Raw genomic sequence first — 24,887 nt, forward strand, 5'->3', positions numbered from 1 at the left:
CAGAGCAAACCCGCCAGAAGTGTCTACGAGGTCCTGAGACACACTGTCCACGAAGTCATGAGACACAAGTGTCCATTAAGTCATGAGACTCCACAGTTGTTCCCAGCGCTGAAAACCACCACAAATGCCAGTCAGTTGCCAACCACCCAAGAAAAGGACCGCATCCATGGGCTTTGCCGACGAACTGAAGAACGCCTCCGCCGCCGATTGGGATGCGGCTGTCAACCATCCCTTCGTTGACCGGCTGATCGACGGCAGCCTCGAGGACGAGGACCTCCGCCGGTACCTGGTGCAGGACTACCAGTTCTGCGATGCCTTCACCGCACTCCTGGGCCAGGCAGTTGCCTCAGCGCCATCGCTCCCGTCGCGGCTGGTGTTCGCCAAGGTCCTGGGCGCCTTCGCCTCGGATGAGAACACCTATTTCCAAGACAGCTTCGACCAACTCGGCGTCCCGGAAGAGGACAGGCTCGCACCAGAACTGGGAGCAACCACCCGTTCCTTCGACGCGCTGATGCGCAGCGCGCTGGACACCCGCTCCTACCCGGACATCCTTGCCGTCCTGCTCGTCGCCGAATGGCTGTATGGCGACTGGGCCGCGCGGGCCGGGGACATCGCCACCTGGCCGGCCGCGCCGAAGCATGCTGATTGGATCCGCCTGCACAACAACCCCGGGTACAACGCGTGGGTGACCTGGCTGCGCGGGGAATTCGACGCCGTCGAGCCCGTATCCGCCGAGGCGCGCGGGCGCGTTGCCATGACGTTCCGCGAGGCGGTACGCCTGGAACGTGAATTCTTTGACGCCGCGCTGGAGTCCTCGCCCGTCCACTGAGTCAGGGACTCTGCAGCTCCACCAATGTGAGGTCGAGGATCTGCAGATCAGTGCTTTCCACCGGCATGATGCCTTGGATGAAGGCTTCAAACTCTTCTGCGCCTGCCATGCCACCGCGGGCAAAGAACTCGATCCACAGGTCAGTCAGGGTCAGGTCACCTTCGGCGAGGACGTCCGTCGCCTCCCGCCGGACACTCTCCTGATTCACCACGTCCGGAACCTTCCGCTCCGTCATTACTGACACCCCCGGCAGGTCAGTCGTTGTACGTCTTCTGTCTCGGCACGCCTATATTATCAGCATACTTAGCAATGGGCCATGGGGGTCCGGCTCTTCGGTATGGTCCACGCTGGGGCACTGCTCCAGGACCCCCGCGAGGTCGGTCCAATGCCAACTGTCCGGGCAGCGGTGGTTGTCGCAGAATTGCCACGTCATGGAGATCCCCGTTCACGGTCGATGGGGCCTGCCCTCATGACGGCCCGCCCCCGATTAGTGCCGGAATGGGCTATTAGTGACGCAGAAAGGCCAGTGAGCTGCGCCCTACCGGGTAAAGGTGTAGATGAGCGCCGAGACCAGGGACAGGGCCGCGATTCCGTAGCCGACCACCAAGGCCGAGATGGCGAAGGGACGTCCGCGCTCCCCGCGCTGCTCAATCTGCTTCAACGCAACATGCCCGGCGCCCACCACGAACACGGCGATGATGGCCATGCCGGCGAGGAACAACCCCACGACCGCCAGCGCCGCCATGGCCGCCGAGACGATGGCGAGGTTGTTGACCGGCTGGCTCTCCCCTGCGGGCTCTGCTCCGGTTTCCGACGATTCGGCGCGAACACTCTCCATTGACATGTTTCGCTCCCCATTTGGTCCGTGCCAAGGAGTCTAACCGGGGCACTCGCCGATTCCGCGTTGCAAGGCCTGTTGTGCGCGCCCCAACCCAAAAATGACGCGCACAGCGGGCCACTCAACGGTGTTTGAACTCCGGTTGCCGCTTTTCGGCAAACGCGGCCATGCCTTCTTTTTGGTCCTCGGTGGCGAACAGCGAATGGAACACCCGGCGCTCGAAGACCACACCCTGCGCGAGCCCCATCTCGAAGGCCGCATTGACGGCCTCCTTGGCCACCATCGCAGCCGGCTTGGACTTTGAGGCGATGACCTCGGCCGCCTTCAACGCCTCGTCCACCACCTCGGCGGCGGGCACCACGCGCGAGACCAGTCCGGACCGCTCAGCCTCGTCGGCTTCCATGAAGCGCCCCGTGAGGACCATGTCCATCGCTTTCGCCTTGCCCACGGCCCGGGTGAGGCGTTGGGAGCCACCCATCCCCGGGATCACGCCCAGGTTGATCTCCGGCTGGCCGAACTTGGCGTTGTCCCCTGCGATGATGAAATCTGCCATCATCGCCAGTTCGCAGCCACCACCCAAGGCGAACCCCGAAACAGCAGCGATGACCGGGATCCGCAAACGCGTGAGGTCCTCCCAGTGCCGGAACCAGTCGGCCGCGTACATCTCCATGTAGCTGTTGGAGGACATTTCCTTGATGTCGGCACCGGCAGCGAAGGCCTTGGCGGACCCGGTGACAACCACGGCGCCCACGCCCGGATCCCGGTCCATGTCCGTCACCGCCGCAACGAGTTCATTCATGAGCGCCGTGTTCAACGCATTCAGCGCCGACGGCCGGTTCAGTGTCACCAGGCCAACCCGGCCCCGGCGCTCCACCAGAATGTTCTCGAATGTCATGCTCTCCCTCTCCGCAGCAATGGTCACCAACAAATCCTTACTCAGACTTTTCACGGATATCGGTGATGATGCCGGAGAAATCCCGCGCCGCACCCTCTCCTGCCGCAAATGCATCGTAAATCCGGGAGGCCAAAGGACCCATTTCAGCCGCAACCCCCGTACTCTCCAGGGCATTCACCGCCAGGCGCAGGTCCTTGGCCATCAGGGCTCCGGCGAACCCGGGCTGGTAATCGCGGTTGGCAGGGCTGGTGGGCACGGGACCGGGAACAGGGCAGTTGGTGGTCAGCGCCCAGCACTGCCCCGAGGCGTTGGATGCAACATCGAACAGGGCCTGATGCGTGAGCCCCAGCTTTTCACCGAGCACGAACGCCTCGGACACGGCGATCATGGACACTCCAAGGATCATGTTGTTGCACACCTTGGCGGCCTGCCCCGCCCCGTGGTCGCCACAGTGGACAATCCGCTTGCCCATGAGTTCAAGGATGGGCTTCACGGTGTCGAAGTCCTCCGGCAAGGCCCCCACCATGAACGTCAAGGTCCCTGCCTCAGCACCCACCACTCCACCGGACACGGGAGCATCCACGGAACGGTGGCCGGCGTCCACGGCAAGCGATGCAGCTTCCCGGGCCTCGTCGACGTTGATGGTGGAGCAGTCCAGGAACAGCGTGTCCGGCCCGGCAACGGAGAGCAGCCCTGGCCCGCCCACTCCGCGGTAGGCGTCCAGCACGTGCTTGCCGCTGGGGAGCATCGTCAAGACCACGGCCGCCCCGGATACGGCGTCCGCTGCCGAATCCGCCATGGGCACTCCGTGCGCTTTCGCCGCTTCCACAGCTGCCGGGACGGGATCATAACCGATCACATCGTGCCCGGCCTTGATCAGGTTGGCCGCCATGGGACCGCCCATATGGCCGAGGCCGAGGAAAGCGATGAGTCCCGTTGCTGATGCTGCGTTCTCTGTCATTTCGTCTCCTCAACTGGGTTGGACTGGCTCACACCGATTGGACTGGCTCAACTGCTTTGGACCTGCCCGACTGCCAGCCCCAACTCCCGCTCGCCGAGCGGCGCGAAGTGGGCCTCGACGTCGGACGTGTGGACCTCCGCAAGCGACGCCGGCTTCCACTGCGGGTTGCGGTCCTTGTCCACCACCTGCGCGCGGATGCCTTCCCGGAAATCCGGACCGGACAGGCAACGAAGTCCCACGCGGTACTCCTGGTCGAGCGCCTCTTCGAGGGTCATGCCGTGTTCAACGGACAGCCCCCGCACGCGCCGCAGCGACTCCAAGGTGACCTTGACCGACGTCGGCGATTTGCCCTCGATGGTGTCCGCGGCAGCAGCGGCCTCGCCGCCGGTCCCGCGCAAACGCCGCACGATCTCCTCAGCGTCATCGCCCGCGTAACAGGAATCGATCCACTCCCGCTGGGCCGCCAGCGGCGAGTCCGGTGCGGCGTGGGCAAAACGCCCGACGGCGTCTGCCGCCGTCGAGCTTTCCAGCGCTTCGGCGAGTGCCGGGAGGCTTTCGGACGGCACGAACGAGTCCGCGAGCCCGAGGAAAATGGCGTCCGCGCCGCTCAGGTGCGCCCCCGTGAGCGCGGCGTGGGTTCCCGCCTCGCCGGGTGCGCGGGACAGCAAGAGGGTGCCGCCGACGTCGGGCACGAACCCGATGGTGGTTTCCGGCATGCCGGTACGCGTCCGCTCGGTGACCACCCGGACGGAACCGTGCGCCGAAACACCAACGCCGCCGCCGAGGACCAGGCCGTCCATGAACGCAACGTAGGGCTTGGGGTAGCCGGCGATCAGGGCGTTGAGCCGGTACTCGTCGGCCCAGAATTCGGCCGTTTCCGTGCCGCCGTGCAGCATGTCCTTGTAGATGGCCACGATGTCGCCGCCGGCGCAGAGGCCGCGGTCACCGGCGCCCCGCACCAGGACGGTCCGGACGGAATCGTCATCAGCCCAGGCAGCCAACTGCTGCAGCATGGCTTTCACCATGCCCGCATTGAGGGCGTTGACTGCCCGGGGCCGGTTGAGCGTCACGATGCCGAGGTGCCCGCGTCGCTCAAAAAGGACTTCTTCCTCCTGCTGCTCTGTTTCCTTGCCCGCCACTCCCATCAACTGCCCGCCGGCATCACGAAGCTGGCGCCCTGGCGGATGCCTGAGGGCCACCGCGAGGTGACGGTCTTGGTCTTGGTGTAGAAACGGAACGCATCGGCGCCGTGCTGGTTGAGGTCGCCGAATCCGGAGGCCTTCCAGCCGCCGAACGTGTAATAGGCGATCGGCACCGGAATCGGAACGTTGATGCCCACCATGCCCACTTCGACCCGGCTGGCGAAGTCGCGCGCGGCGTCGCCGTCGCGGGTGAAAATTGCGACGCCGTTGCCAAACTCGTGTTCGCTGCAGAGCCGGAGCGCCTCGTCGTAGTCGGCGGCGCGCAGGATGCTGAGGACGGGACCGAAGATCTCCTCCTTGTAGATCTTCATGTCCTTGGTGACGTTGTCGAAAAGCGTGGGGCCAACCCAGAAGCCGCCGTCGTAGCCGTCCACCGTGAGGCCGCGGCCGTCCGTGACCAGGGTGGCGCCTTCGTCGACGCCGGACTGGATGTAGCCCTCGATCCGTTCCTTCGCCGAGGCCGCCACCACCGGGCCGAAGTCCACGTCCTTATCCATGCTGTGCCCCACACGGAGGTCCTTGACCCGTTCAGCCAGCTTGGCAACCAGGGCGTCTGCGGTTTCCTGCCCCACCGGAACCGCCACGGAGATGGCCATGCAGCGTTCACCCGCGGAACCGTACCCGGCACCAATGAGGGCGTCGGCAGCCATGTCCAGGTCGGCGTCGGGCATGACCACCATGTGGTTCTTCGCCCCGCCAAAGCATTGCGCGCGCTTCCCGTGCGCCGCCGCCGTCGCGTAGATGTACTGGGCGATCGGAGTGGAACCCACGAACCCGATGGCCTTGACCCGCGGGTCTTCAAGCAGGGCGTCTACAGCTTCTTTGTCGCCGTTGATGACGTTGAAGACGCCGTTCGGGACGCCTGCTTCGCTGTAGAGCTCGGCAAGCCGCAACGGTACGGAGGGGTCGCGTTCGGACGGTTTCAGGATGAAGGCGTTGCCGGCGGCGAGCGCAGGGCCCGACTTCCACAACGGGATCATGGCCGGGAAGTTGAACGGCGTGATCCCGGCAACCACCCCCAGCGGCTGGCGCAGCGAGTGGACGTCGATTCCCTGCCCCGCACTGTCCGAGAACTCGCCTTTGAGCAGGTGCGGCGCTCCCGCGGAGAACTCCACCACTTCGATGCCGCGCTGGATGTCGCCCTTGGCATCGGCGAAGGTCTTGCCGTGTTCGGAGGAGAGGAGTGTGGCGAGCTCGTCCATGTTCTCGTTGACCAGGTCCACGAACTTCAGCAGGATCCGACCGCGCCGCTGCGGGTTCATGGCGGCCCATTCGAGCTGGCCCTTCTCCGCGTTGGCTATGGCGTTGCGGACCTCCTCGGCGCCGGCCAACGGGAGCCTGGCCTGGACCTCGCCCGTGCAGGGATCGTAGACGTCGCTGAAACGGCCGGATGTGCCGTCGACCCGTTGCCCGTCTACATAGTGTGAAAGCTCGCGCACCATGGTGGAAATGCTCCTTTGCATTCGTGAATGATCGCCGTGCCGATCGGCTGTGGCGCCTGGCTGGAGCACCGCGGCAAGACGTCGCCAACTGTGATCCAGATCATCTCTGAACCCGAATATACTCGGACTTCCTACTAATTTCCAGAGGGCACCGCGCGTGCAGCCACGCGGGCGTCAGTGCACCTCCTTCAGCTCCTTGTACGCCTCCAGGGCCTCCTGCCGGGTGGTCTTCAGATCAACGATTTCCTCCGGATAATCCGGTGTCCCGAACTCCGGAATCCAGTGGGCGATGTACTTACCCTGCGGATCGAACCTGGTCCGCTGCGCCTCCGGGTTGAAGATCCTGAAAAACGGGGAGGCATCCGCTCCCGAGCCGGCAACCCACTGCCAGTTGGCCGGATTGGAGGCCGGATCGGCATCCACCAGCGTGTCCCAGAACCACTGCTCGCCCACTTGCCAATGGATGCCGAGGTTCTTGACCAGGAAGCTCGCGGCCACCATGCGCACCCGGTTGTGCATCCAACCGGTGTGCCACAACTGGCGCTGCCCGGCATCAACCATGGGAAAGCCGGTCTCCCCCTTCTGCCAGGCCCGGAGTTCCTGCGCGGCCGACTCGTGGCCGGGGTGCTTGCCGCCTTCCGCGTGGCCTGAGGCACCTGGCCAGGCCCAAGGGAACCGGTCGAATTCGGTGCGCAGGTTGGCCGTCGCCAGATTCGGATTGTGGAAATACTGGTGCCAGCAGAATTCCCGCCAGCCCAGTTCGGAAGCGTAGATTCCGGCGCTTTCCGAGCGTTTGGCCCCCAACGCATGCCACACCTCGAACGGACTGAGTTCGCCCCAGCGAAGATACGGCGACAGGCTGCTGCTCCCGTCCTGGTCCGGTCGGTTGCGGCCCTCCTTGTACTCGTCCAGCCCCTGTGCCACGAACGCCTTCAAACGTCGGTGTCCCGCAGCCGACCCAGGGGTCCAGCGCTCCCGCAGGCCACCCGCCCAGTCCGGCCTGGTGGGCAGGAGGTGCCACGATTCCAGGTCCTCGTAGGCCGGAAGGTCGCCAGTGAAACCGTGCCCCTTGGCCGGGATGGCCAACGGCTTGCGGAAGTCCAGCCCGGAGACGGCCTTCCAGAAGGGGGTGAAGACCTTGTACTGGCCGCCGGTCTTGGTGGATACCTTCCACGGTTCGTGCAACAGGGATGCCTGGAAGCTCTCCACATGGAGCCCCTCATCGCCGGCCCACGACTTGATATCGGCGTCGATGGTCCGTTCAACTTCGCCGTACCGCCGGTTCCAGTACAGCGCGCCGGCACCTGCCGCCGTCGTGGTCTTCCTGACGATCTCCGCAGCAGGCCCGCGGCGCAGCAGCAGCGGGATGCCAAGCGCATCGAGGTCCTCGCGCAGGGCCGTCAACGAGTGGTGCAGCCACCACCGCGCGGCACCGCCATGGGGGCGGATTCCCGGCGATTCTTCATCGAGGACGAAGAGGGCCACGGCCGCTCCATCGTCGACGGCGGCACGCAGGGCGGGATTGTCCCGGACCCTGAGATCGTCACGGAACCAGACGATGGATGGCTTCACTTGAGTCCCACTTCCGGGTCTAGAAACGGCAAATGCCCCTAAGAAGGCATCTTAGGGGCACCTGCTGTGCGAATTCTCAGACGGCGGCCGGGAGGGCCTCGTCGTCATCGGTCAACGGCACAGGGGGAACGCTGACCTCGTAGGCTTCCGGCACGCTGTTCAGGACGTAGTCGCGTGCGGCGGCACCCACCATGCGCAGTCCCGGGTAGTAACGGTTGCCGTCGCGCTTGTGGTGCTTGACGCCGTTGAGCCGGATGGAAGTGCGGAAGGCGCTGTCAGGTACGGGAATCTTGTTCCCCAGGACGCACCAGCTGATGTAAAGGCCGTACAGGGCATCGAGGTCCAGGCCCTCTTCGCTGTCTTCTTCGTACACAACGCAATCCCGCAGGAATGCGCCAATTTGGGTATCGGTCATTGGATAGGCCTCCGGCCATAAAAGGGCCGCCGGTCTGCATCAGCGAGTACTGCAAGTCTCACTATAGACGCAATTCTCCGCCCACACGCCGGGGCGAAGGTTAACTCCCGGTTGCGACCGTCCGCACCGCAATTTGGCGCCTCCGGGGCCTGGCGGGTCTGGTTTCCGGGGGTCCTCCGGCGTAGCGTCGAGTACGTCCCTGCCGACGCTTAATAAGGAGCTTCACGTGGCTGGATGGAATGCTGACACGGCCGCCGGTCCCTTGGGTTCCGGAACCGTCACGCTGGTTGAGGGCTCGTCCTTTTGCATATCTGCCTCCAACGGGGACATCCGGCCGGAGCTTCCGCACGGCGTGTTCCATCTGGATACCCGTATCCTGTCCCGTTGGGAACTGACAATCAACGATCAGCCCCTGGAATCCCTGGCAGCGGAGACCAAGGAACCCTACCGGGCGCTCTTCGCCTGCCGCGTTCCACGCGCCGACGGCTACGCCGACAGCCCGCTGCTGGTGGAACGCCTGCGGGAGGTGGGCGCCGGGATCCTCGAGGAAATCACGGTCCGCAACTACTCCAGGCAGCCCGCCGAATGCCGCATCACCCTGGTGGTCGAGGCCGACTTCGCGGACCTGTTCGAGGTCAAGGAAGCCCGCATCACGCGCGACTGGCATGAAACGCGGCGCATCGAGAACGACTCGCTGGAAATCCGGGGCGTCTGGGAGGGCATCAGGAAGTCGGTGGTCATCCGGGCCGAGGGCGCAGGCGTCGGGGCCAAGGCCCTGGGCTTCAGGGTGACGGTTCCGGCGTTCGGTAAATGGAGCACGCACGTGAGCGTCGCCCCCACGTTGGAGGGGAGTTCGGTCCCGTTCACCCATCCGGCCGGCGGCGAGCTGTCACCGAGTGACCGGCGCCGGCAGGAATGGGTTGCGAAAATCCCCGCCCTGCAGATCGGCAACCGGTCCATTGAGCGCACGCTGCGCCGCAGCTACGAGGACCTGGGCGCCCTGCGCATCCAGGATCCGGACCATCCGGACAGGGTGGTGGTGGCTGCCGGCGCCCCTTGGTTCATGACGCTGTTCGGGCGCGACTCGCTGTGGGCCTCGGAGATGGCCCTGCCGGTTGACCCGTCCTTGGCGTTGGGCACGCTGCGGACGCTCGCTGACCGGCAAGGCACCGAGGTCAATACCGAGACCGAGGAAGAGCCGGGCAAGATCCTGCACGAGGTCCGCCTGGATGTCAGCACGGGGCAGGCCTTGCAAGGGAACTCCGCCTATTACGGCAGCGTGGATGCCACTCCCCTGTTCGTGGTGGTGCTCGGTTCCGTGAGCCGCTGGGGATTCTCCAAGGACACCATCACGGCCCTCCTGCCCAACGCGGACCGCGCCCTCGACTGGATCCGGAACTACGGCGACCGGGACGGCGACGGTTTCGTGGAGTACGGCCGGCCCAACGAGCACGGCCTCATCAACCAGGGCTGGAAGGACTCCTGGGACGGCATCAACTTCGCGGACGGCACGCTGGCGCAGGCGCCCATCGCGCTCGCCGAGGTCCAGGCGTACGTGCACGGCGCCTATGTGGCGCGCGCCTGGATGGCCTACGACGACGGCGACCTCGCGTTGGCGAATGAGCTGCGGGAACGCGCGGATCGCCTCAAGCAAAGATTCAACGAAGACTTCTGGCTGCCGGACAAGGGCTACTACGCCGTGGCCTTGGACCGGGACAAACGGCCCGTGGATGCCTGCGCCTCCAACATGGGCCACTGCCTCTGGTTCGGGCTCATGGATGAGGACAAGGTTCCATCCGTGGTGGAGCACTTGATGTCGCCCAGGATGTTCAGCGGCTGGGGCGTCCGGACCCTCGCCACGGACATGGCCGCCTACAACCCGGCCAGCTACCACAACGGGTCGGTCTGGCCGCACGACAATGCCCTGATCATGTCCGGTCTCCTGCGCTACGGGTACGTCGAGGAGGCTCAGAGGATCGGTACCGCGCTCCTGGAAGCCGCCGAGTACTCCGGCGGACGGTTGCCCGAGCTCTTCTGCGGCTTCGACCGGGGGCAGTTCACGGAACCCGTTCCCTACCCCACGGCCTGTTCACCGCAAGCGTGGGCCGCCACCACGCCCATCCACGTGGTCACCTCGCTCATGCGCTATGACACGCACATTTCCCTGGGCGGCATTTGGCTTGATCCCGTTCTTCCACGCGATTTCGGGGATCTCCACATCAGCAACGCCCCCATGGGGGATGCCCGGATCACGATCGACGCTTCAGGCGACCAAGCCACGGTCCACGGCATCCCCGACGGCCTCACGGTCCACCGCGGACAACGTCCGTGGATGTCCGAGCTGGTGGAGTGGGCGCACCAGGGAAAGCCGCAGGGCTAGGCGTCGATCACCAGGTCGGTCTGCGCCGTGGAGCAGCAGGGCAGGAACTTGCCGGCATCGATTTCCCGTTTCCGGATTCCGCCCTGGTGGTTCATGTCCACGTCGCCGGACAGCTTGACCACCTTGCAGGAGCCACACATGCCCTCCTGGCAGTTGGCACCAATCCGTACACCCGCACGCTGGGCCACCCCCAGGATGTGCTCGGAAGGATCGATCCGCACGTTGATGCCCGTACGGAGGAAGGACATGGTGAGGCTGCCCGTTCCCACGGTGTCGAAATTCGAGGCATCCGGAGTTGCCGCTTCCGGCTCCGGGCTGGCTTCAGGGGCCTCCGGGCCGGTTGTTTCCGGTTCCACGGTTTCCAGCGGCAGGCCGGTCGCCTCCAAAGTACCTTCGGCGTCGTATCCGGGCTCGTAGATCCCGAAGGCCGCAGGCTGGCTCTCAAAGTAGTCCTCGGCGGAATCCGAGATCTCCTCGGCGATTTCCTCCGCGATGTCCACGGCCAGTGCCAGTTCGGCCGCGTATTCAAGGAGCGTCTGCCGATCCCCCGAGAAGAACTCCATATAAATGGAGGTATCGTCCACGCCCACCTTCTGCAGGAGTTCGGTGGCGGTGTTCAGGTAACCCTCGGGGCCGCAGGCATACACTTGGCGGCCGTTGGCGTCGGGGGCAACCTCGTCCAGCATGGCTGCCGTCAGCCGTCCGCTGAGTCCCTCCCACTCTTCGGGCTTGTTGCGGTCTCCCAGGGAGTAGAACACCTTGATCCGCGAGTCCACGGAGGCGATGTAGGCCAGCTCCCGGTGGAAGGCAAAGCCCCCGGCTTCCGCTCCGTGGTAGAGCACCACAACATCGGCATGCCCCGGCAGCGAGTGGATGGTGCGGACCATGGACATGATGGGTGTGATGCCCGCGCCGGCGGCGAGGAACAGATACCGTGCCCGGCGGTCGGCGTCGGGCAGGTGGAAGGCTCCCACCGGCCCGAGCATCTCAAGGACAGTTCCCGGCCTGACGTTCTGGTGCACCCAGGGTGAAACCAGACCGGCAGGGTCGAGCTTGACGGTGATGTTGAAGGTCCACGGTTCCGTGGGCGAACTGGACAGCGAATAGCTGCGGTCCACCGGATCCTGGTCTTCACCATTCACGGGAAAGGCGATATTGACGTACTGGCCTGCGCGGAACGCCAGCGGTGCACCGTCAGTGCGACGGAACACGAACGTCATCAGTCCGCCGGCCTCGGGAACGGTCTCGACGCATTCGGCCATGAACTCCTGCGGGTGCCATGGACCCAGGGCGCGGGCAGCGCGGGCGGGCGCCTCAGTGCTGCCCATCACCCGGTTCCACGGCATCTCAAGACCGCGGATGCGCTGCGGTTCCTGGATTGCCGTTTCGGTGAGGACTTCGATCATGCCAAGTGCTCCTGAACACGCTGTACGTACCAGTTGATGAAGGCCTCTACCTGGTATTCGCTCTTCATGTACGGGCCGGGTTCGTAGGCGGGGCTGGCCGCGCCCTGCTGGCACAGCTCCACGAACGCCTTGTCCTGGATGTTGGTCTGCTCCCAGGTGTAGGTGAGCTTCTCGCGGTCGTAGTCGACGCCCTCCACGGCGTCGTCGGCAACGAGCCAGGTGGTGCGGACCAGGGTCTGGTGTTCGTTGATCGGGAAGACACCAAACGTGATCACATGGTCGCTCTGGAAGTGGAACCAGCTGTTGGGCTGCAGGTGCATGGAGCAGCGGCCCAAGCGGAAGTCCCGCAGGTCACCGAGGAGCTTCTTGGAGAGCCTGCGGCCATCAGCCGAGAACGACTCACCCTCGCCATCGAGCGATTCCCGCGAAATGCGGATTCCCGCGATACGCGTGTCCAGCTCTTCCACCACCTCGTAAGGAAGGCCATAGCGGCGGCACCGCTCTTCAAGGGAGGACTGGGCTTCCTTGTTGCGCTCCCACACTTCTTCGAGGTGGGTGGGGATCAGGCCCTCCGTCAGGCCCCAGGTGGGGAAGAGGGAGCAGGCAAGCTCGGGGTGGCCGTCACAGTGGTAGCACTCACGGTTGTTCTCCATGACGAGCTTCCAGTTGCCCTCTTCGATGATGTTCTGCTGGTAGGCAATCTTCGTCTTGGAGAGATCGTGCGGAGCAAGGTAGGGCTCGAAGATCTTGGAGGTCTCGTCGAAATCCGTGGGCGGTTCGTTGGCGATGCAGACGAAGATGAGGCCGGCCACCTCGCGGCTGTGGGCGCGCTTGAGGGCAAAGCAGTTCTTGTCGAACTTCGCCTCGCCGGGAGCCGAAGCGTGGATCAGGTTGCCCTCCGGGGAGTAGGTCCAGGAGTGGTAGCCGCACACCAGGTTGCCCGTGGAGCCGGCAGCTTCGGTGAGGACGCGGGCACCGCGGTGGCGGCAGACGTTGTGCAGGACGTTGACTTCGCCTTCATCCGTGCGCAGCACGATGAGGGAGTAGGGGCCGTAGTCCACCGTGATGTAGTCGCCCGGCTCCGGCAGTTCCGCGACGCTTCCGGCGAAGATCCAGTGCTGGCCGAAGATCGCTTCCATGTCGATCCTGAAAAGGGTCGGGTCGGTGTAGAACGGGGCGTCGAGGGAATAGCCCGTGCGACGGAACTCGAACAACGCGGAGATTTCCGCCAGCTGTTCGGCAGGCAGCGTTGAGGCAAGTTTTCCGCGGGTGTTGAGGGGTGCGTTCGCTGGAGCAGTCATGGGTTCCTCCCGGGAGGCTGGGTCAGTGTCTGGTGATTCGTGGGACCGCGGGTGCGTCGTCGCGACCGGCGTTGTCGAAGTCTTCGTAGTTAGAGATTAGGGATTCTTGAACTGCAACAAAAGCGCAAGATTCAGTAGATAACCATGCACAATAGGTGCATGATCGACCCACGTCTCATTACGCTCCGGGTGTTCGCCCGGTGCGGCACCGTCGGGGCCACGGCTGAGCTCACCGGCTACTCCCCCTCGGCCGTCTCAGCGCAACTGCGCGAGCTCCAACGCGTGCTCGGTTTGCAGCTGCTCACCAAGGACGGACGGGGTGTGCGGCTGACCGCCACGGGCCGCTTCCTGGTGGAAGGCTCGGACGCCCTCATTGCCGAGTGGGAGAGCCTCCGCGCCGCAGCCATGGAGGCCGGCGACCAGGTGCAGTCCCGCTTCGGCCTCGGTGGATTCTCGACGGCGGCAGCCCAATTGCTCGCGCCGCTCGCCGCCACGCTGCGCGCCACACGTCCACAACTGGAGGTCCAGGTCCTCGAGGCCAACCCATCCCGCTGCTTCGACCTGCTGGTGGCAGAGCGCATTGACCTGGCGGTGATCGTTGCCATGCAATCGGACAACCATGGCGAGGACGATCCCCGCTTCGAGCAGACGGTCCTCCTGGATGATCCTTTGGACGTGATCATTCCCGCGGACCATCCGCTCGCGTCGCGGGAAACCGTGACGCTAGAGGAGTTGGCATCGGAACCGTGGATCACCGAGACCGCGGGGTCCACCTATCACGCACTGTTCACTGCCGCTTTCACGGCCGTGGGGGTGACCCCGCGGATTGCGCATGAGGCGGTTGAGTGGGAAACCCAGATCGCTTTCGTGGGCGCCGGCCTGGGCGTGGGCCTGCTGCCGCGCCTGGCGCCCCTGAACAACGCCGAAAACGTGGTCCGGCTGCGCATCACGGGCAAGGGGAAGCCGGCGCGCCGCATCGTCGCCGCAGCGCGAAGGGGCAGCATGTCGTCGCCGCTGATCAAGGAGTCACTGGACGTCCTGCAAAAGAGGGCGCAATGGATCCTGACGGCCCGCCCCGAGAACGAGGCGTAAACCTGGCGCGCAGCATCCATCCGCGCACACCGCCGAGACCCGCGATACGCCGGACGGTCTCCATGAAAGGCAATCACCCGGCGTCGTAGATCAACTCCAGCACCTCATGCTGAGGGCAGTGGCGATCCGGCAGCGTGCGCAGAAGGGGCCCCGCCCCCGCCCGAACACCGGCGGACGCTGATCCGGCAGCGTGCGTAAAAGGGGCCCCGCCCCCAGCTGCCGCGAAAATGGCGGCAGCTGGGGGCGGGGAATAGCACGCAGAGGATCAGTGTCCGACGGACACAGTTCTCAGGCGGCGAACAATGCCTGGCGCACCGCTTGCTCAAAGCCGCTGACGTGGACGCGGGCCAACTCGGCCGCTTTCGCCTCATCGCCGTCAATAACGGCCTGCAGGAGATCCACGTGCTCATGGACGTGGTGCTCCAGGTTGGGCAGCCGGTCCAGCACCATGCACCAGATCCGGGTTGCCAGGTTGTCATAGCGGATCAGGACGTCCTCCAGGTGCGGGTTTGCCGCGGCAGCGTAGATGCCTTGGTGGACGCTCGCATCCAGCTTGAGCGTTTCCACCACCGTGGCCGCGCGGAGGTCGAAGGCCTTGACTTCGGCCGCTACGCGCCGCAGGTGTTCCCGGCTGGCGGGGGTCGCAACCCGGGCTGCCCTGGCTGCCGCCACCGGCTCCAGTTGGACCCTGATCTCGGAGATGAAGGCCAGGTCTGTCACTTCCACGCGGGTGGCGAAGGTGCCCCGGCGCGGATAGGTCACCACCAGCCGATCCAATTCCAGCCGCTTGAGCGCTTCCCGCACGGGGGTGCGCCCAATCCCAATCTCTTTGGCAAGCTGGTCGTCGTTGAGGAGGTCGCCCGGCTTGATGTCGAGTGTCAGCAGCCGGTCACGCACGCTCTCGTAGGCGATATCCGCCAAGGACTTCCTGCTGGCGTCCGCAGCAGGTGCCAGAGTTTCGAGTGCCATGATGCCGAGCCCCTTCCGCGGTGACGAAAAAACCTATTGACCCCGTTCCAAGGTCCAGTATACGCTGATCTCAATCCTAATATATCAGTACGCAATTCAGGAATATATCTAGGAAACCCATCTAAGGAGGACACATGACCCTCGTGGCTTCAGACTCACACCTCAGCACCCTGCCGGCTGAACGCGGTCAGCTCAAGGAAGAGCAGGCCCAAAAGTTCGTACTCACACTGTCGTGCGTCGAACAGCCCGGCATCATGCAGGCAGTCACCACTTTTCTCTTCGACCGTGGATTCAACATCGAAGAGCACCAGCAGTTCGATGACAGCCTGCGCCAGACCCTGCACCTGCGCACTGCCTTCTCCGGACCGTCGAGCTACTCGCCGGAGCAACTCGAGGACGAATTCCGTTCCATCGCGGACCGCTTCGACATGAAGTTCAGCTTCCACGACCAGACCAAGCAGCGCGTCCTGGTGATGGTTTCCAAGTTCGGCCACTGCCTTAACGACCTCATCTTCCGCTGGCGCGGCGGCAGCCTGGGTGGCGAACTGGTGGCCGTGGTTTCCAACCACGAGACGCACCGTGCCATGGCCGAGGCGGCCGGACTGCCCTTCATCTACGTTCCTGTCACCCCGGACACCAAGGCCGAGGCCGAGCAGAAGCTCCTGGACCTCGTCGAGGAGTACCAGGCGGACTTGGTGGTCCTGGCCCGCTACATGCAGGTTCTTTCCGATGACTTGTGCCGCAAGCTCGAAGGACGCGCGATCAACATCCACCACTCCTTCCTCCCCGGTTTCAAGGGTGCCCGCCCCTACCACCAGGCCTACGACCGCGGCGTGAAGCAGGTAGGTGCCACGGCCCACTACGTGACCGCCGACCTGGACGAGGGACCGATCATCGAGCAGGAAGTGATCCGCGTGGACCACAGCTACGGTCCCACCGCCCTTTCCACTGTTGGCCAGGACGCCGAAGCCCTCGCCCTGTCCCGCGCCGTCCGCTGGCACTGCGAACACCGCGTCCTGCTGGACCAGACCAGCACGGTCGTTTTCCGGTAACCAGCCCGCCCTTGCCCCGCACGACTTACTAGCAGGAGAATCTTTCATGGCATCGACGCCCCGAATTGTCATTATCGGAGCCGGCATCGTCGGCACCAACCTCGCCGACGAACTCGTTCAGCGCGGGTGGAACAACATCACCGTCCTGGACCAAGGCCCCCTGAACATGCCGGGCGGCTCCACCTCGCACGCCCCGGGCCTGGTGTTCCAGACCAACCCGTCCAAGACCATGGCACTGTTTGCCAAGTACACGGTGGAGAAGCTGCTCTCCCTGACCGAGGACGGCCAGAGCTGCTTCAACCAGGTGGGCGGTCTTGAAGTGGCCACCACGGAGACCCGACTCACCGACCTCAAGCGCAAGCTCGGCTACGCACAGTCCTGGGGCATCGACGGCAAGATCCTCACCCGCGAAGAGTGCAAGGAGCTCTACCCGCTCATCAACGAGGAAGACATCCTGGGCGGCCTCCACGTCCCCTCGGATGGCCTGGCCCTGGCAGCCCGCGCCGTGCAACTCCTCATCAAGCGCACCGAAGCCGCAGGGGTCAAGTACCTGGGCAACACGGAAGTCACCGGGATTGAACAGTCCGGCCGCCGGGTCACCGGCGTACAGACGGCCGACGGCGTGATCCCGGCTGACATCGTGGTGTCCTGCGCAGGTTTCTGGGGTGCCAAGATCGGCGAAATGATCGGCATGTCCGTGCCGCTGCTCCCGCTGGCCCACCAGTACGTCAAGACCACCCCGGTCCCGGCGCAGCAAGGCAAGAACGAGCTGCCCAACGGCGCCCGGCTGCCCATCCTCCGCCACCAGGACCAGGACCTCTACTACCGCGAGCACGGCGACCGCTACGGCATCGGCTCCTACGCCCACCGCCCCATGCCCGTGGACCTGGACGAACTGGGCAAGTACACCCCGGAAAGCATCAGCGAGCACAACATGCCCTCGCGCCTGGACTTCACCCTGGAGGACTTCCTCCCGGCTTGGGAAGCCACCAAGCAGATCCTTCCGGCCCTGCGCGAGAGCGAAATCGAAGACGGCTTCAACGGCATCTTCTCCTTCACCCCGGACGGCGGCTCCCTGGTGGGCGAGTCCAAGGAAGTGGACGGCTTCTTCGTGGCTGAGGCCGTGTGGGTCACCCACTCCGCCGGCGTTGCCCGCGCCGTGGCCGAGGTCCTGGTGGACGGCAAGTCCAAGATCGACCTGGGCGACTGCGACATCCACCGCTTCGAGGAAGTACAGCTCACCCCGGAGTACGTCAGCGAAACCTCGCAGCAGAACTTCGTGGAGATCTACGACGTCCTGCACCCGCTGCAGCCCAAGCTCTCCCCGCGCAACCTGCGCGTCAGCCCGTTCCACGCCCGCCACAAGCAGCTGGGTGGCTTCTTCCTCGAAGGCGCAGGCTGGGAGCGTCCGTACTGGTTCGAGGCCAACGCCGAACTGCTCAAGGAAATGCCGGACGAGTGGCAGCCCCCGGCACGTGACGCCTGGTCCGGCATGTTCAGCTCCCCGATCGCCGCTGCGGAGGCCTGGAAGACCCGCACGGCTGTGGCCATGTACGACATGACCCCGCTCAAGCGCCTGGAAGTCTCCGGTCCCGGAGCCTTGAAGCTGCTGCAGGAGCTGACCACGGGCGACCTCGCCAAGAAGCCCGGCGCCGTGACCTACACCCTCCTGCTGGACCACGCCGGCGGCATCCGAAGCGACATCACCGTGGCTCGACTGGACGAGACCACCTTCCAGCTCGGCGCCAACGGCAACATCGACACCGCCTACTTTGACCGCGCAGCACGCCACCAGACCGAAAACGGCGGAGCCGAAGACTGGGTCCAGGTCCGCGACACCACCGGCGGCACCTGCTGCATCGGCCTCTGGGGTCCGCTGGCCCGCGACCTGGTGGGAACCATCAGCAACGACGACTTCAGCAACGACGGCCTGAAGTACTTCCGCTCCAAGGAGGTTGTCATTGGCGGGATCCCCGTCACGGCAATGCGTTTGTCCTACGTTGGCGAACTGGGCTGGGAGCTCTACACCAGCGCCGATAACGGCCAGCGCCTGTGGGATGCACTGTGGAAGGCCGGCCAGCCGTTCGGTGTCATCGCCGCCGGCCGCGCCGCCTTCAGCTCGCTACGCCTCGAGAAGGGCTACCGGTCCTGGGGCACGGACATGACCACCGAGCACGACCCCTTCGAAGCGGGCCTCGCCTTCGCGGTCAAGATGGCCAAGGAGAACTTCGTCGGCAAGGCCGCCTTGGAAGGCCGCAGCGAAGAAAGCTCCGCACGTCGCCTGCGCTGCCTGACCGTCGACGACGGCCGCAGCCTCGTCCTCGGCAAGGAACCGGTGTTCTATAAGGACCAGGCCGTTGGTTACGTGACCAGCGCAGCCTTCGGCTACACCGTCAAGAAGCCAATCGCCTACGCCTACCTGCCCTCGGCCGTCTCCTTGGGCGACTCGGTGGAAATCGAGTACTTCGGACGCCGGATCCAGGCCACCGTCACCGAGGATCCGCTGTACGACCCCACCATGAGCAGGCTCCGCGGCTAACCCGGCCCTCCAGCCGCCACAGGCAGCGTCCCGGACCCGATTCACCCCGCAACCGGGTCCGGGCGCTGCCTTCGCTCTTTCTCCAGCCAGCACTTTCGCCACCCGGGATGACCCCACTCCGGACGCCCGCCCAGGAAGACACATGATCAGCTCAGAAACCATCAACGACTACCTCGCCCGGCTCGCGGCGCGCCAGCCGACGCCGGGTGGTGGTGCAGCAGCAGCCTTGCACGCAGCACAGGGCGCCGCCCTGGTGGCCATGGTGGCCCGCTACACCACCGGTGAGAAATATGCCGCCCACGCAGGACTCGTGGAGCGCATCACCAACGACGCCGACCAGTACAGGCTCGAGGCCCTGGGCCTCGCCGACGCCGACGAAACCGCCTTCCAAGGCGTCATCGATTCCTACAAACTTCCGGCCGGCACGGACGAACTCAAGGCTGCCAGGAAGGCAGCCATCGACGCAGCCCTGGTGGAAGCCGCCCAAACCCCCGCACAGCTCATCAAACTGTCAGGCAGCATTGTGGACCTTGCCACCGAGCTCTTCGAGGTGGCCAACATGAACGTCATCAGCGACGTCGCCGCTGCAGCGGACGCCGCCCGGGCCGCAGCCACCACGGCCCGGGTAAACATCGACATCAACGTTGTTGCCATCAAGGACCAGGCCATCCGGGCCGAACTCGCGGGGCGGACCGACGGGCTCGAGGACAAAGTGGTCCTCGCCGCCGATTCCCTGGTGAAGCGGGTCCGCGAAAGGATCCTCGCATGAACACCGCCACCCTCTCCGGCAAGCGCCTGGCCTCCCTCATCCAGCAGCGCGCCCAGGACCAGGCCCGGCTGGCCCAACACGAAGGCATCCACCCCACCCTCGCCGTGGTGGTGGCCACCGATGACGAGTCCACCCACTGGTACGTGCGTTCCATCGAACGGGCGGCAGACAGGGCAGGCATCGATTGCCGGATCGTGGACCTTGGACCCGATGCGACGGAACAGGTCCTCGCGAGCGTCTTGAAGGACCTCAGCTCCGAGCCCTCGGTACACGGCATCATCCTGCAGACGCCCCTGCCAACCGGCGTTGCGGCTGACAGCCTGGTGGGGCTGATCGCTCCGGAAAAGGACATCGACGGCGCCAATCCCCTGAGCCTGGGCCGCTTGGCTGTGGGACGGCCGGCCTTCGCTCCGGCCACGGCCCGCGCGGTGGTGGAGCTTCTTGAGCACTTCGAGGTGCCGGTAGCGGGCCGCAACGTGACCGTCGTCGGGCGTTCCGCCGTGGTGGGCAAGCCGTTGGCGCTGCTGCTGCTGGAACGGGACGCAACCGTTACTGTCTGCCATTCCAAGTCAGGTCCTCTGGAGACGTACACCCGGCCGGCCGACGTCGTGGTTGTCGCCGCGGGCCGCACCGGCCTCCTGACGGGCGCGCACGTCACCGAAAAGACGGTAGTGATCGACGTCGGCACCAACGTCCTGCCCGACGGCACCCTGGTGGGTGACGTCGACGAAGCGAGCGTCACCGGAAGAGCGGCGGCCTTGACGCCGGTACCCGGCGGCGTAGGCTCGGTGACTACCGCACTCTTGCTGCTCCACACCACAGAAGCCGCCCGGCTTCAGGCCGGGGTTCCGGCATCCGCCGAACAGCCCGTGGCAGCCGGCGCCGCCTGACCCGCGGCATCGCCGCCCGTTCCTGATCTGGAGGGAAGACCACCATGGCTTCCAAAGCACCACGCCATAACATCGACGAGTCGAAGCTGACCGTCACCAAACCCAAGACCAAGGCCGTAGGCATCCCTGCCGTAGCCAATGCTTTGAAGATCTCGTTCGAGCAGATGGGCGCGGTGCGCAGCGTGCAGACGCTGATGGCCGTGAACCAGCTGGATGGGTTCGACTGCATGGGTTGCGCCTGGCCGGAGCATGAGAAGCGCAACGCCGCGGAATTCTGCGAGAACGGTGCCAAGGCAGTCGCCGAGGAAGCCACGCGGCGCCGGGTCACCCCGGAGTTCTTTGCCGCGCATTCCGTAGCGGACCTGAAGACCCGCGATGATTACTGGCTGGGACAGCAGGGACGACTGACGCATCCGATGTTCCTCGATGAGGGTGCCACCCATTACGTGCCCATCGACTGGGACGAGGCCTACGAACTGATGGCCGGGGAGCTCCGGGGCCTGGCGTCGCCGGACGAGGCTGTTTTCTACACGTCCGGCCGGACCTCCAATGAGGCCGCCTTCGTGTACCAGCTGCTGGTCCGCGGGATCGGCACCAACAACCTGCCGGACTGTTCCAACATGTGCCACGAATCGTCGGGCTCGGCCCTGGTGCAGACCATCGGGATCGGCAAGGGCTCAGTCAGCCTGACGGACTTGGAGACGGCATCGCTGATCTTCGTGGCTGGACAGAACCCGGGGACCAACCACCCCCGCATGCTGAGCGCCTTGGAGAAGGCCAAGAAAAACGGCGCCATCATCGTCTCCATCAACCCGCTCCCCGAAGCCGGACTCCTCCACTTCGAGAACCCGCAGAACGTCTCCGGCATGCTGGTGGGCACCGAGCTGACCGACGACTTCCTGCAGATCCGCGCCGGCGGGGACCAGGCACTCTTCCAGGGCCTTGGGAAGTACCTGCTCGAGGCTGAAACCGCAGGCCGTTCCACGCCGGGATTGGACACCGTGCTGGACCACGCGTTCATTACCAACCACACCGTGGGCGTGGACGACTACCTGCGGCACCTGGAGAAGGTGGAGTGGGATGACATTGTTGAAGCCTCCGGCCTGACCCTGGAACAGATCCACGCCACCGGCGAACGGCTCCTGGCCTCCAACGCCACCATCGTGTGCTGGGCCATGGGACTGACCCAGCACAAACACTCCGTACCCACCCTGCGCGACGTGGTCAACGTCCTCCTGCTCCAAGGAAACATCGGCAAGCCCGGGGCCGGCGTGTGCCCGGTGCGCGGCCACTCGAACGTGCAGGGCGACCGCACCATGGGCATCTTCGAGAAGATGCCTTCGACGTTCCACGACCGGCTGGACCACGAGTTCGAGTTCCTCTCACCGCGTGAGCACGGCTACGACACCGTGGCGGCCATCCGTGCCATGCGGGACGGCAAGGTCCGGTTCTTCATGGGCATGGGCGGCAACTTCGTCCGGGCAGCCCCGGATTCCCTGGTCACCGAGGACGCGCTGGCCAACACGGCCCTGACCGTGCAGATCTCCACGAAGCTCAACCACTCCCACCTCTCCACTGGCCGCCGGGCCCTCATCCTGCCCACCCTGGGCCGCACGGAGAAGGATGCCCAGGCCTCGGGCGACCAGCGCGTCACCGTGGAGGATTCCATGAGCGCCGTCCATGCCTCCCGCGGCCGCCTCAAGCCCGCCAGCGAGCACCTGCACTCCGAGGTGGCCATTGTGTGCAACCTCGCGCACAAGCTCTTCACTGATGCCGAGGGCCGGCCGTTGCCCAATACTCCCCGGGCATCCTGGATCTCCCTGCGGGACGATTACTCCCTGGTGCGGAAGCACATCCAGGCGGTGATCGATGGCTTTGAAGACTTCGAGGAACGCATCGCCCATCCGGGCGGCTTCGTCCTGCCGCATCCCCCACGGGACGCCCGGGCGTTCGATACCCCCACCGGCAAGGCGCTCTTCACCGGGAACGAGCTGGAATACATCAAGATCCCCCCGGGCCGCCTGGCGCTGCAGACCCTGCGCTCGCACGACCAGTACAACACCACCATCTACGGCAAGGACGATCGCTACCGCGGCATCCACGGCGGCCGGCGCGTGGTCCTGGTCAGCAAAGCCGACATCGACGAACTCGGCTTCACCGACGGGCAGATGGTACATCTGATCTCGGAGTTCCAGGGCGTCGAGCGCCTCGCGGAAAACTTCCGGATCGTCGCGTATTCAACACCCAAGGGCTGTGCTGCGGCCTACTACCCCGAAACCAACGTCCTTGTGCCCTTGGACTCGGTGGCCGACACCAGCGGGACGCCTACATCGAAGTCCGTCATCATCCGCATGGAAGCCGCCTAGGACCTGTACAGAGTGTGATCGGTGCCATAGTATGTGACTGATATATCTTTCCGATGCTTTGGAAGATATCAGCGGCCCCTCTCGCCACCCACAGCCTTCCCCATGAAAAACGCCAGTGACAAGACATGAATCAAAGGAGAAGCATTGTCTGACATCACCCAAGCCAACGCGGAGGCCGTCCTGGCCGCCGCCCTCGGATCAGCCCGCGAAACCGGCACGGCCATGAACATCGCCGTCGTCGATACCGGCGGCAACCTCAAAGCCTTCACCCGCATGGACGGGGCCTGGCTGGGCAGCATCGATATTTCCATCAAGAAGGCCCGCACGGCGCGCTACTTCGATATGCCAACGGGATCCATTGGTGGGTTGTCGCAACCCGGCGGACCGCTCTTCAACATTGAAGTCTCCAACGGCGGGCTCATCACCTTCCCCGGCGGCATTCCGCTCCAGGACAGCAACGGCACCGTGATCGGAGCGATCGGCGTCAGCGGCAGCACCGTGGAGAACGACCACACGGTGGCATCTGCAGGAGCGGCCGTTCAACTCCAGGACGCCGCCTAGAGCCAAAAAGTTGTCCAGTTGCCCGTGAACGGCGCTTCGGTGGCCTGAAACCTGGGGAGGTATTTCCTCACCGAAGCGCCGCTTTCGGGCAACTGGCCAGTCCCATTTCCATCAGCAAATGGCCAAAGGAGTGTCATGTCAGGAAACAGAGCAGTCGCCTACAAGGAACCCGGTGTAGTTGAGATCATCAACACCGAGTATCCGACGTTCGAGCTCAAGGACGGCCCGGGCGTCAACCCTGCAAATGTTGGCAGGAAGGTGCCCCACGGCGTCATCCTGCGCACCGTGACCACCAACATCTGCGGTTCGGACCAGCACATGGTCCGCGGCCGGACCACGGCACCGCAGAATTTGGTCCTTGGCCACGAAATCACCGGCGAAGTGGTTGAGGTTGGACCCGACGTCGAATTCATCAAGGTGGGCGACATCGTCTCGGTGCCGTTCAATATCTCCTGTGGCCGCTGCCGGAACTGCAAGGAACGCAAGACCGGCATCTGCCTCAACGTCAACCCCGACCGTCCCGGCAGCGCCTATGGCTATGTGGACATGGGCGGCTGGGTGGGAGGCCAGGCCGAGTATGTCCTGGTTCCCTACGCCGACTGGAACCTGCTGCGTTTCCCGGACCGTGACCAGGCGCTCGAGAAGATCATGGACCTGACCATGCTCTCGGACATTTTCCCCACCGGCTTCCATGGCGCCGTCACCGCAGGTGTCGGCGTGGGCTCCACGGTGTACGTGGCAGGTGCAGGCCCCGTGGGTATCGCTGCGGCCGTGGGCGCCCAACTGTTGGGTGCCGCCGTCGTCATTGTGGGCGACATGAACGAGGACCGCCTGGCCCAGGCACGTTCGTTCGGTTGCGAAACCGTCAATGTCTCCAAGGGCGACCCGAAGGACCAAATCGAGCAGATCCTCGGCGTTCCGGAAGTCGATTCCGGCATCGACGCCGTGGGCTTCGAGGCCCGCGGCCACGGCAAGGACGCCTCCCACGAGGCCCCGGCCACGGTGCTGAACTCCCTCATGGATATCACGGCCGCCGGTGGCGCCCTGGGTATCCCGGGCCTGTACGTCACCGGCGATCCGGGCGGAATCGATGAGGCAGCCCAGCACGGCTCGCTTTCGCTGTCCCTGGGTACCGGTTGGGCCAAATCCCTGTCCTTCACCACCGGGCAGTGCCCGGTGATGAAGTACAACCGCCAGCTCATGATGGCGATCCTCCATGACAAGGTCCAGATCGCCAAGGCCGTGAACGCCAAGGCCATCCCGCTCGAAGACGCACCCCGCGGCTACGCGGAGTTCGACGCCGGAGCGGCAACAAAGTTCGTACTGAACCCCAACGGATACGTGAAGGCTTAGTACGGAAGCACAGATACCGGGAGCGGAGGGTAAGCACCACGGGAAGGCCCTGCCG

General features: G+C 64.9%; 21 protein-coding genes. 10 read left to right on the top strand and 11 right to left on the bottom strand.

Features of this window, described 5'->3' with window-relative positions; all coding sequences use genetic code 11:
- Positions 1–166 precede the first annotated feature (166 nt).
- Complete coding sequence (locus ACIQT2_RS22480; RefSeq protein ID WP_402951116.1) at positions 167–829, top strand: TenA family protein; 663 nt, start codon at positions 167–169, stop codon at positions 827–829.
- A 1-nt stretch (position 830) separates the two neighbouring features.
- On the opposite strand, the gene ACIQT2_RS22485 is transcribed toward ACIQT2_RS22480, so the two are convergent.
- From ACIQT2_RS22485 to ACIQT2_RS22520, 8 genes are all read right to left on the bottom strand, one after another.
- On the bottom strand, positions 831–1,040 hold the full coding sequence (locus ACIQT2_RS22485) for a hypothetical protein (protein ID WP_397326589.1): 210 nt from the start codon (positions 1,038–1,040) through the stop codon (positions 831–833).
- A 327-nt stretch (positions 1,041–1,367) separates the two neighbouring features.
- Complete coding sequence (locus tag ACIQT2_RS22490; RefSeq protein ID WP_397326590.1) at positions 1,368–1,673, bottom strand: DUF4190 domain-containing protein; 306 nt, start codon at positions 1,671–1,673, stop codon at positions 1,368–1,370.
- 115 nt (positions 1,674–1,788) lie between these two features.
- Positions 1,789–2,562, bottom strand: coding sequence for an enoyl-CoA hydratase (locus ACIQT2_RS22495; protein WP_400270157.1), 774 nt, complete (start codon positions 2,560–2,562; stop codon positions 1,789–1,791).
- Between the two features lie 37 nt (positions 2,563–2,599).
- Positions 2,600–3,523, bottom strand: coding sequence for a 3-hydroxyisobutyrate dehydrogenase (gene mmsB, locus ACIQT2_RS22500; RefSeq protein ID WP_402951121.1), 924 nt, complete (start codon positions 3,521–3,523; stop codon positions 2,600–2,602).
- A gap of 47 nt (positions 3,524–3,570) precedes the next feature.
- Positions 3,571–4,668, bottom strand: a complete 1,098-nt coding sequence (locus ACIQT2_RS22505; RefSeq protein ID WP_402951195.1) for an enoyl-CoA hydratase/isomerase family protein — start codon at positions 4,666–4,668, stop codon at positions 3,571–3,573.
- Entirely contained in the window at positions 4,668–6,167 is a 1,500-nt protein-coding gene (locus tag ACIQT2_RS22510; protein ID WP_402951198.1) for a CoA-acylating methylmalonate-semialdehyde dehydrogenase, read from the bottom strand. The genes ACIQT2_RS22505 and ACIQT2_RS22510 overlap by 1 nt, the downstream gene beginning before the upstream one ends.
- Before the next feature lie 174 nt (positions 6,168–6,341).
- On the bottom strand, positions 6,342–7,739 hold the full coding sequence (locus tag ACIQT2_RS22515) for a cryptochrome/photolyase family protein (RefSeq protein WP_402951124.1): 1,398 nt from the start codon (positions 7,737–7,739) through the stop codon (positions 6,342–6,344).
- A 76-nt stretch (positions 7,740–7,815) separates the two neighbouring features.
- Positions 7,816–8,154: a hypothetical protein gene (locus ACIQT2_RS22520; RefSeq protein ID WP_402951127.1), complete on the bottom strand. Its 339-nt coding sequence runs from the start codon at positions 8,152–8,154 to the stop codon at positions 7,816–7,818.
- 226 nt (positions 8,155–8,380) lie between these two features.
- Between ACIQT2_RS22520 and ACIQT2_RS22525 the strand changes: the two genes are divergently transcribed.
- A complete protein-coding gene (locus tag ACIQT2_RS22525; protein ID WP_402951130.1) occupies positions 8,381–10,534 on the top strand; it encodes a glycogen debranching N-terminal domain-containing protein in 2,154 nt (717 codons plus the stop codon).
- On the opposite strand, the gene ACIQT2_RS22530 is transcribed toward ACIQT2_RS22525, so the two are convergent.
- Positions 10,531–11,940, bottom strand: coding sequence for a ferredoxin reductase (locus ACIQT2_RS22530; RefSeq protein ID WP_400335425.1), 1,410 nt, complete (start codon positions 11,938–11,940; stop codon positions 10,531–10,533). The genes ACIQT2_RS22525 and ACIQT2_RS22530 overlap by 4 nt on opposite strands.
- Positions 11,937–13,241 (bottom strand): SRPBCC family protein, encoded by a 1,305-nt coding sequence (locus ACIQT2_RS22535; RefSeq protein ID WP_402951134.1) that lies wholly within the window; start codon positions 13,239–13,241, stop codon positions 11,937–11,939. The genes ACIQT2_RS22530 and ACIQT2_RS22535 overlap by 4 nt, the downstream gene beginning before the upstream one ends.
- A gap of 159 nt (positions 13,242–13,400) precedes the next feature.
- Between ACIQT2_RS22535 and ACIQT2_RS22540 the strand changes: the two genes are divergently transcribed.
- A complete protein-coding gene (locus ACIQT2_RS22540; RefSeq protein ID WP_400335429.1) occupies positions 13,401–14,333 on the top strand; it encodes a LysR family transcriptional regulator in 933 nt (310 codons plus the stop codon).
- Positions 14,334–14,621: 288 nt separating this feature from the next.
- On the opposite strand, the gene ACIQT2_RS22545 is transcribed toward ACIQT2_RS22540, so the two are convergent.
- Positions 14,622–15,302, bottom strand: a complete 681-nt coding sequence (locus tag ACIQT2_RS22545) for a GntR family transcriptional regulator (RefSeq protein WP_400335431.1) — start codon at positions 15,300–15,302, stop codon at positions 14,622–14,624.
- A 134-nt stretch (positions 15,303–15,436) separates the two neighbouring features.
- Between ACIQT2_RS22545 and purU the strand changes: the two genes are divergently transcribed.
- From purU to fdhA, 7 genes are all read left to right on the top strand, one after another.
- Positions 15,437–16,354: a formyltetrahydrofolate deformylase gene (gene purU, locus ACIQT2_RS22550; RefSeq protein WP_402951139.1), complete on the top strand. Its 918-nt coding sequence runs from the start codon at positions 15,437–15,439 to the stop codon at positions 16,352–16,354.
- A gap of 46 nt (positions 16,355–16,400) precedes the next feature.
- Positions 16,401–18,893 carry an FAD-dependent oxidoreductase gene (locus tag ACIQT2_RS22555; RefSeq protein WP_402951141.1) on the top strand — a complete coding sequence of 831 codons (2,493 nt, stop codon included), beginning with the start codon at positions 16,401–16,403 and terminating at the stop codon, positions 18,891–18,893.
- Between the two features lie 142 nt (positions 18,894–19,035).
- Positions 19,036–19,662: a cyclodeaminase/cyclohydrolase family protein gene (locus ACIQT2_RS22560; RefSeq protein ID WP_402951144.1), complete on the top strand. Its 627-nt coding sequence runs from the start codon at positions 19,036–19,038 to the stop codon at positions 19,660–19,662.
- On the top strand, positions 19,659–20,552 hold the full coding sequence (locus ACIQT2_RS22565; protein ID WP_402951147.1) for a bifunctional 5,10-methylenetetrahydrofolate dehydrogenase/5,10-methenyltetrahydrofolate cyclohydrolase: 894 nt from the start codon (positions 19,659–19,661) through the stop codon (positions 20,550–20,552). Before ACIQT2_RS22560 ends, ACIQT2_RS22565 begins: the two co-directional genes overlap by 4 nt.
- Positions 20,553–20,596: 44 nt before the next feature.
- Positions 20,597–22,918 carry an FdhF/YdeP family oxidoreductase gene (locus ACIQT2_RS22570; protein ID WP_402951150.1) on the top strand — a complete coding sequence of 774 codons (2,322 nt, stop codon included), beginning with the start codon at positions 20,597–20,599 and terminating at the stop codon, positions 22,916–22,918.
- A gap of 144 nt (positions 22,919–23,062) precedes the next feature.
- Positions 23,063–23,479: a heme-binding protein gene (locus ACIQT2_RS22575; protein ID WP_400270051.1), complete on the top strand. Its 417-nt coding sequence runs from the start codon at positions 23,063–23,065 to the stop codon at positions 23,477–23,479.
- Between the two features lie 135 nt (positions 23,480–23,614).
- The gene (gene fdhA, locus ACIQT2_RS22580) at positions 23,615–24,832 is read left to right on the top strand and encodes a formaldehyde dehydrogenase, glutathione-independent (protein ID WP_402951153.1); all 1,218 of its coding nucleotides are present in this window, start codon (positions 23,615–23,617) and stop codon (positions 24,830–24,832) included.
- Positions 24,833–24,887: the final 55 nt, after the last annotated feature.

Source organism: Paenarthrobacter sp. NPDC090522 (assembly GCF_044769225.1).
In the GTDB taxonomy this organism is placed as follows: domain Bacteria; phylum Actinomycetota; class Actinomycetes; order Actinomycetales; family Micrococcaceae; genus Arthrobacter.

Coding starts and splice junctions, on each gene's coding strand:
- ACIQT2_RS22565 (WP_402951147.1), top strand. CDS start 19,659: ATGAACACCGCCACCCTCTCCGGCAAGCGCCTGGCCTCCCTCATCCAG.
- ACIQT2_RS22530 (WP_400335425.1), bottom strand. CDS start 11,940: ATGATCGAAGTCCTCACCGAAACGGCAATCCAGGAACCGCAGCGCATC.
- ACIQT2_RS22480 (WP_402951116.1), top strand. CDS start 167: ATGGGCTTTGCCGACGAACTGAAGAACGCCTCCGCCGCCGATTGGGAT.
- fdhA (WP_402951153.1), top strand. CDS start 23,615: ATGTCAGGAAACAGAGCAGTCGCCTACAAGGAACCCGGTGTAGTTGAG.
- ACIQT2_RS22555 (WP_402951141.1), top strand. CDS start 16,401: ATGGCATCGACGCCCCGAATTGTCATTATCGGAGCCGGCATCGTCGGC.
- ACIQT2_RS22490 (WP_397326590.1), bottom strand. CDS start 1,673: ATGTCAATGGAGAGTGTTCGCGCCGAATCGTCGGAAACCGGAGCAGAG.
- ACIQT2_RS22505 (WP_402951195.1), bottom strand. CDS start 4,668: ATGGGAGTGGCGGGCAAGGAAACAGAGCAGCAGGAGGAAGAAGTCCTT.
- mmsB (WP_402951121.1), bottom strand. CDS start 3,523: ATGACAGAGAACGCAGCATCAGCAACGGGACTCATCGCTTTCCTCGGC.
- ACIQT2_RS22520 (WP_402951127.1), bottom strand. CDS start 8,154: ATGACCGATACCCAAATTGGCGCATTCCTGCGGGATTGCGTTGTGTAC.
- ACIQT2_RS22540 (WP_400335429.1), top strand. CDS start 13,401: ATGATCGACCCACGTCTCATTACGCTCCGGGTGTTCGCCCGGTGCGGC.
- ACIQT2_RS22510 (WP_402951198.1), bottom strand. CDS start 6,167: ATGGTGCGCGAGCTTTCACACTATGTAGACGGGCAACGGGTCGACGGC.
- ACIQT2_RS22570 (WP_402951150.1), top strand. CDS start 20,597: ATGGCTTCCAAAGCACCACGCCATAACATCGACGAGTCGAAGCTGACC.
- ACIQT2_RS22560 (WP_402951144.1), top strand. CDS start 19,036: ATGATCAGCTCAGAAACCATCAACGACTACCTCGCCCGGCTCGCGGCG.
- ACIQT2_RS22545 (WP_400335431.1), bottom strand. CDS start 15,302: ATGGCACTCGAAACTCTGGCACCTGCTGCGGACGCCAGCAGGAAGTCC.
- ACIQT2_RS22535 (WP_402951134.1), bottom strand. CDS start 13,241: ATGACTGCTCCAGCGAACGCACCCCTCAACACCCGCGGAAAACTTGCC.
- purU (WP_402951139.1), top strand. CDS start 15,437: ATGACCCTCGTGGCTTCAGACTCACACCTCAGCACCCTGCCGGCTGAA.
- ACIQT2_RS22495 (WP_400270157.1), bottom strand. CDS start 2,562: ATGACATTCGAGAACATTCTGGTGGAGCGCCGGGGCCGGGTTGGCCTG.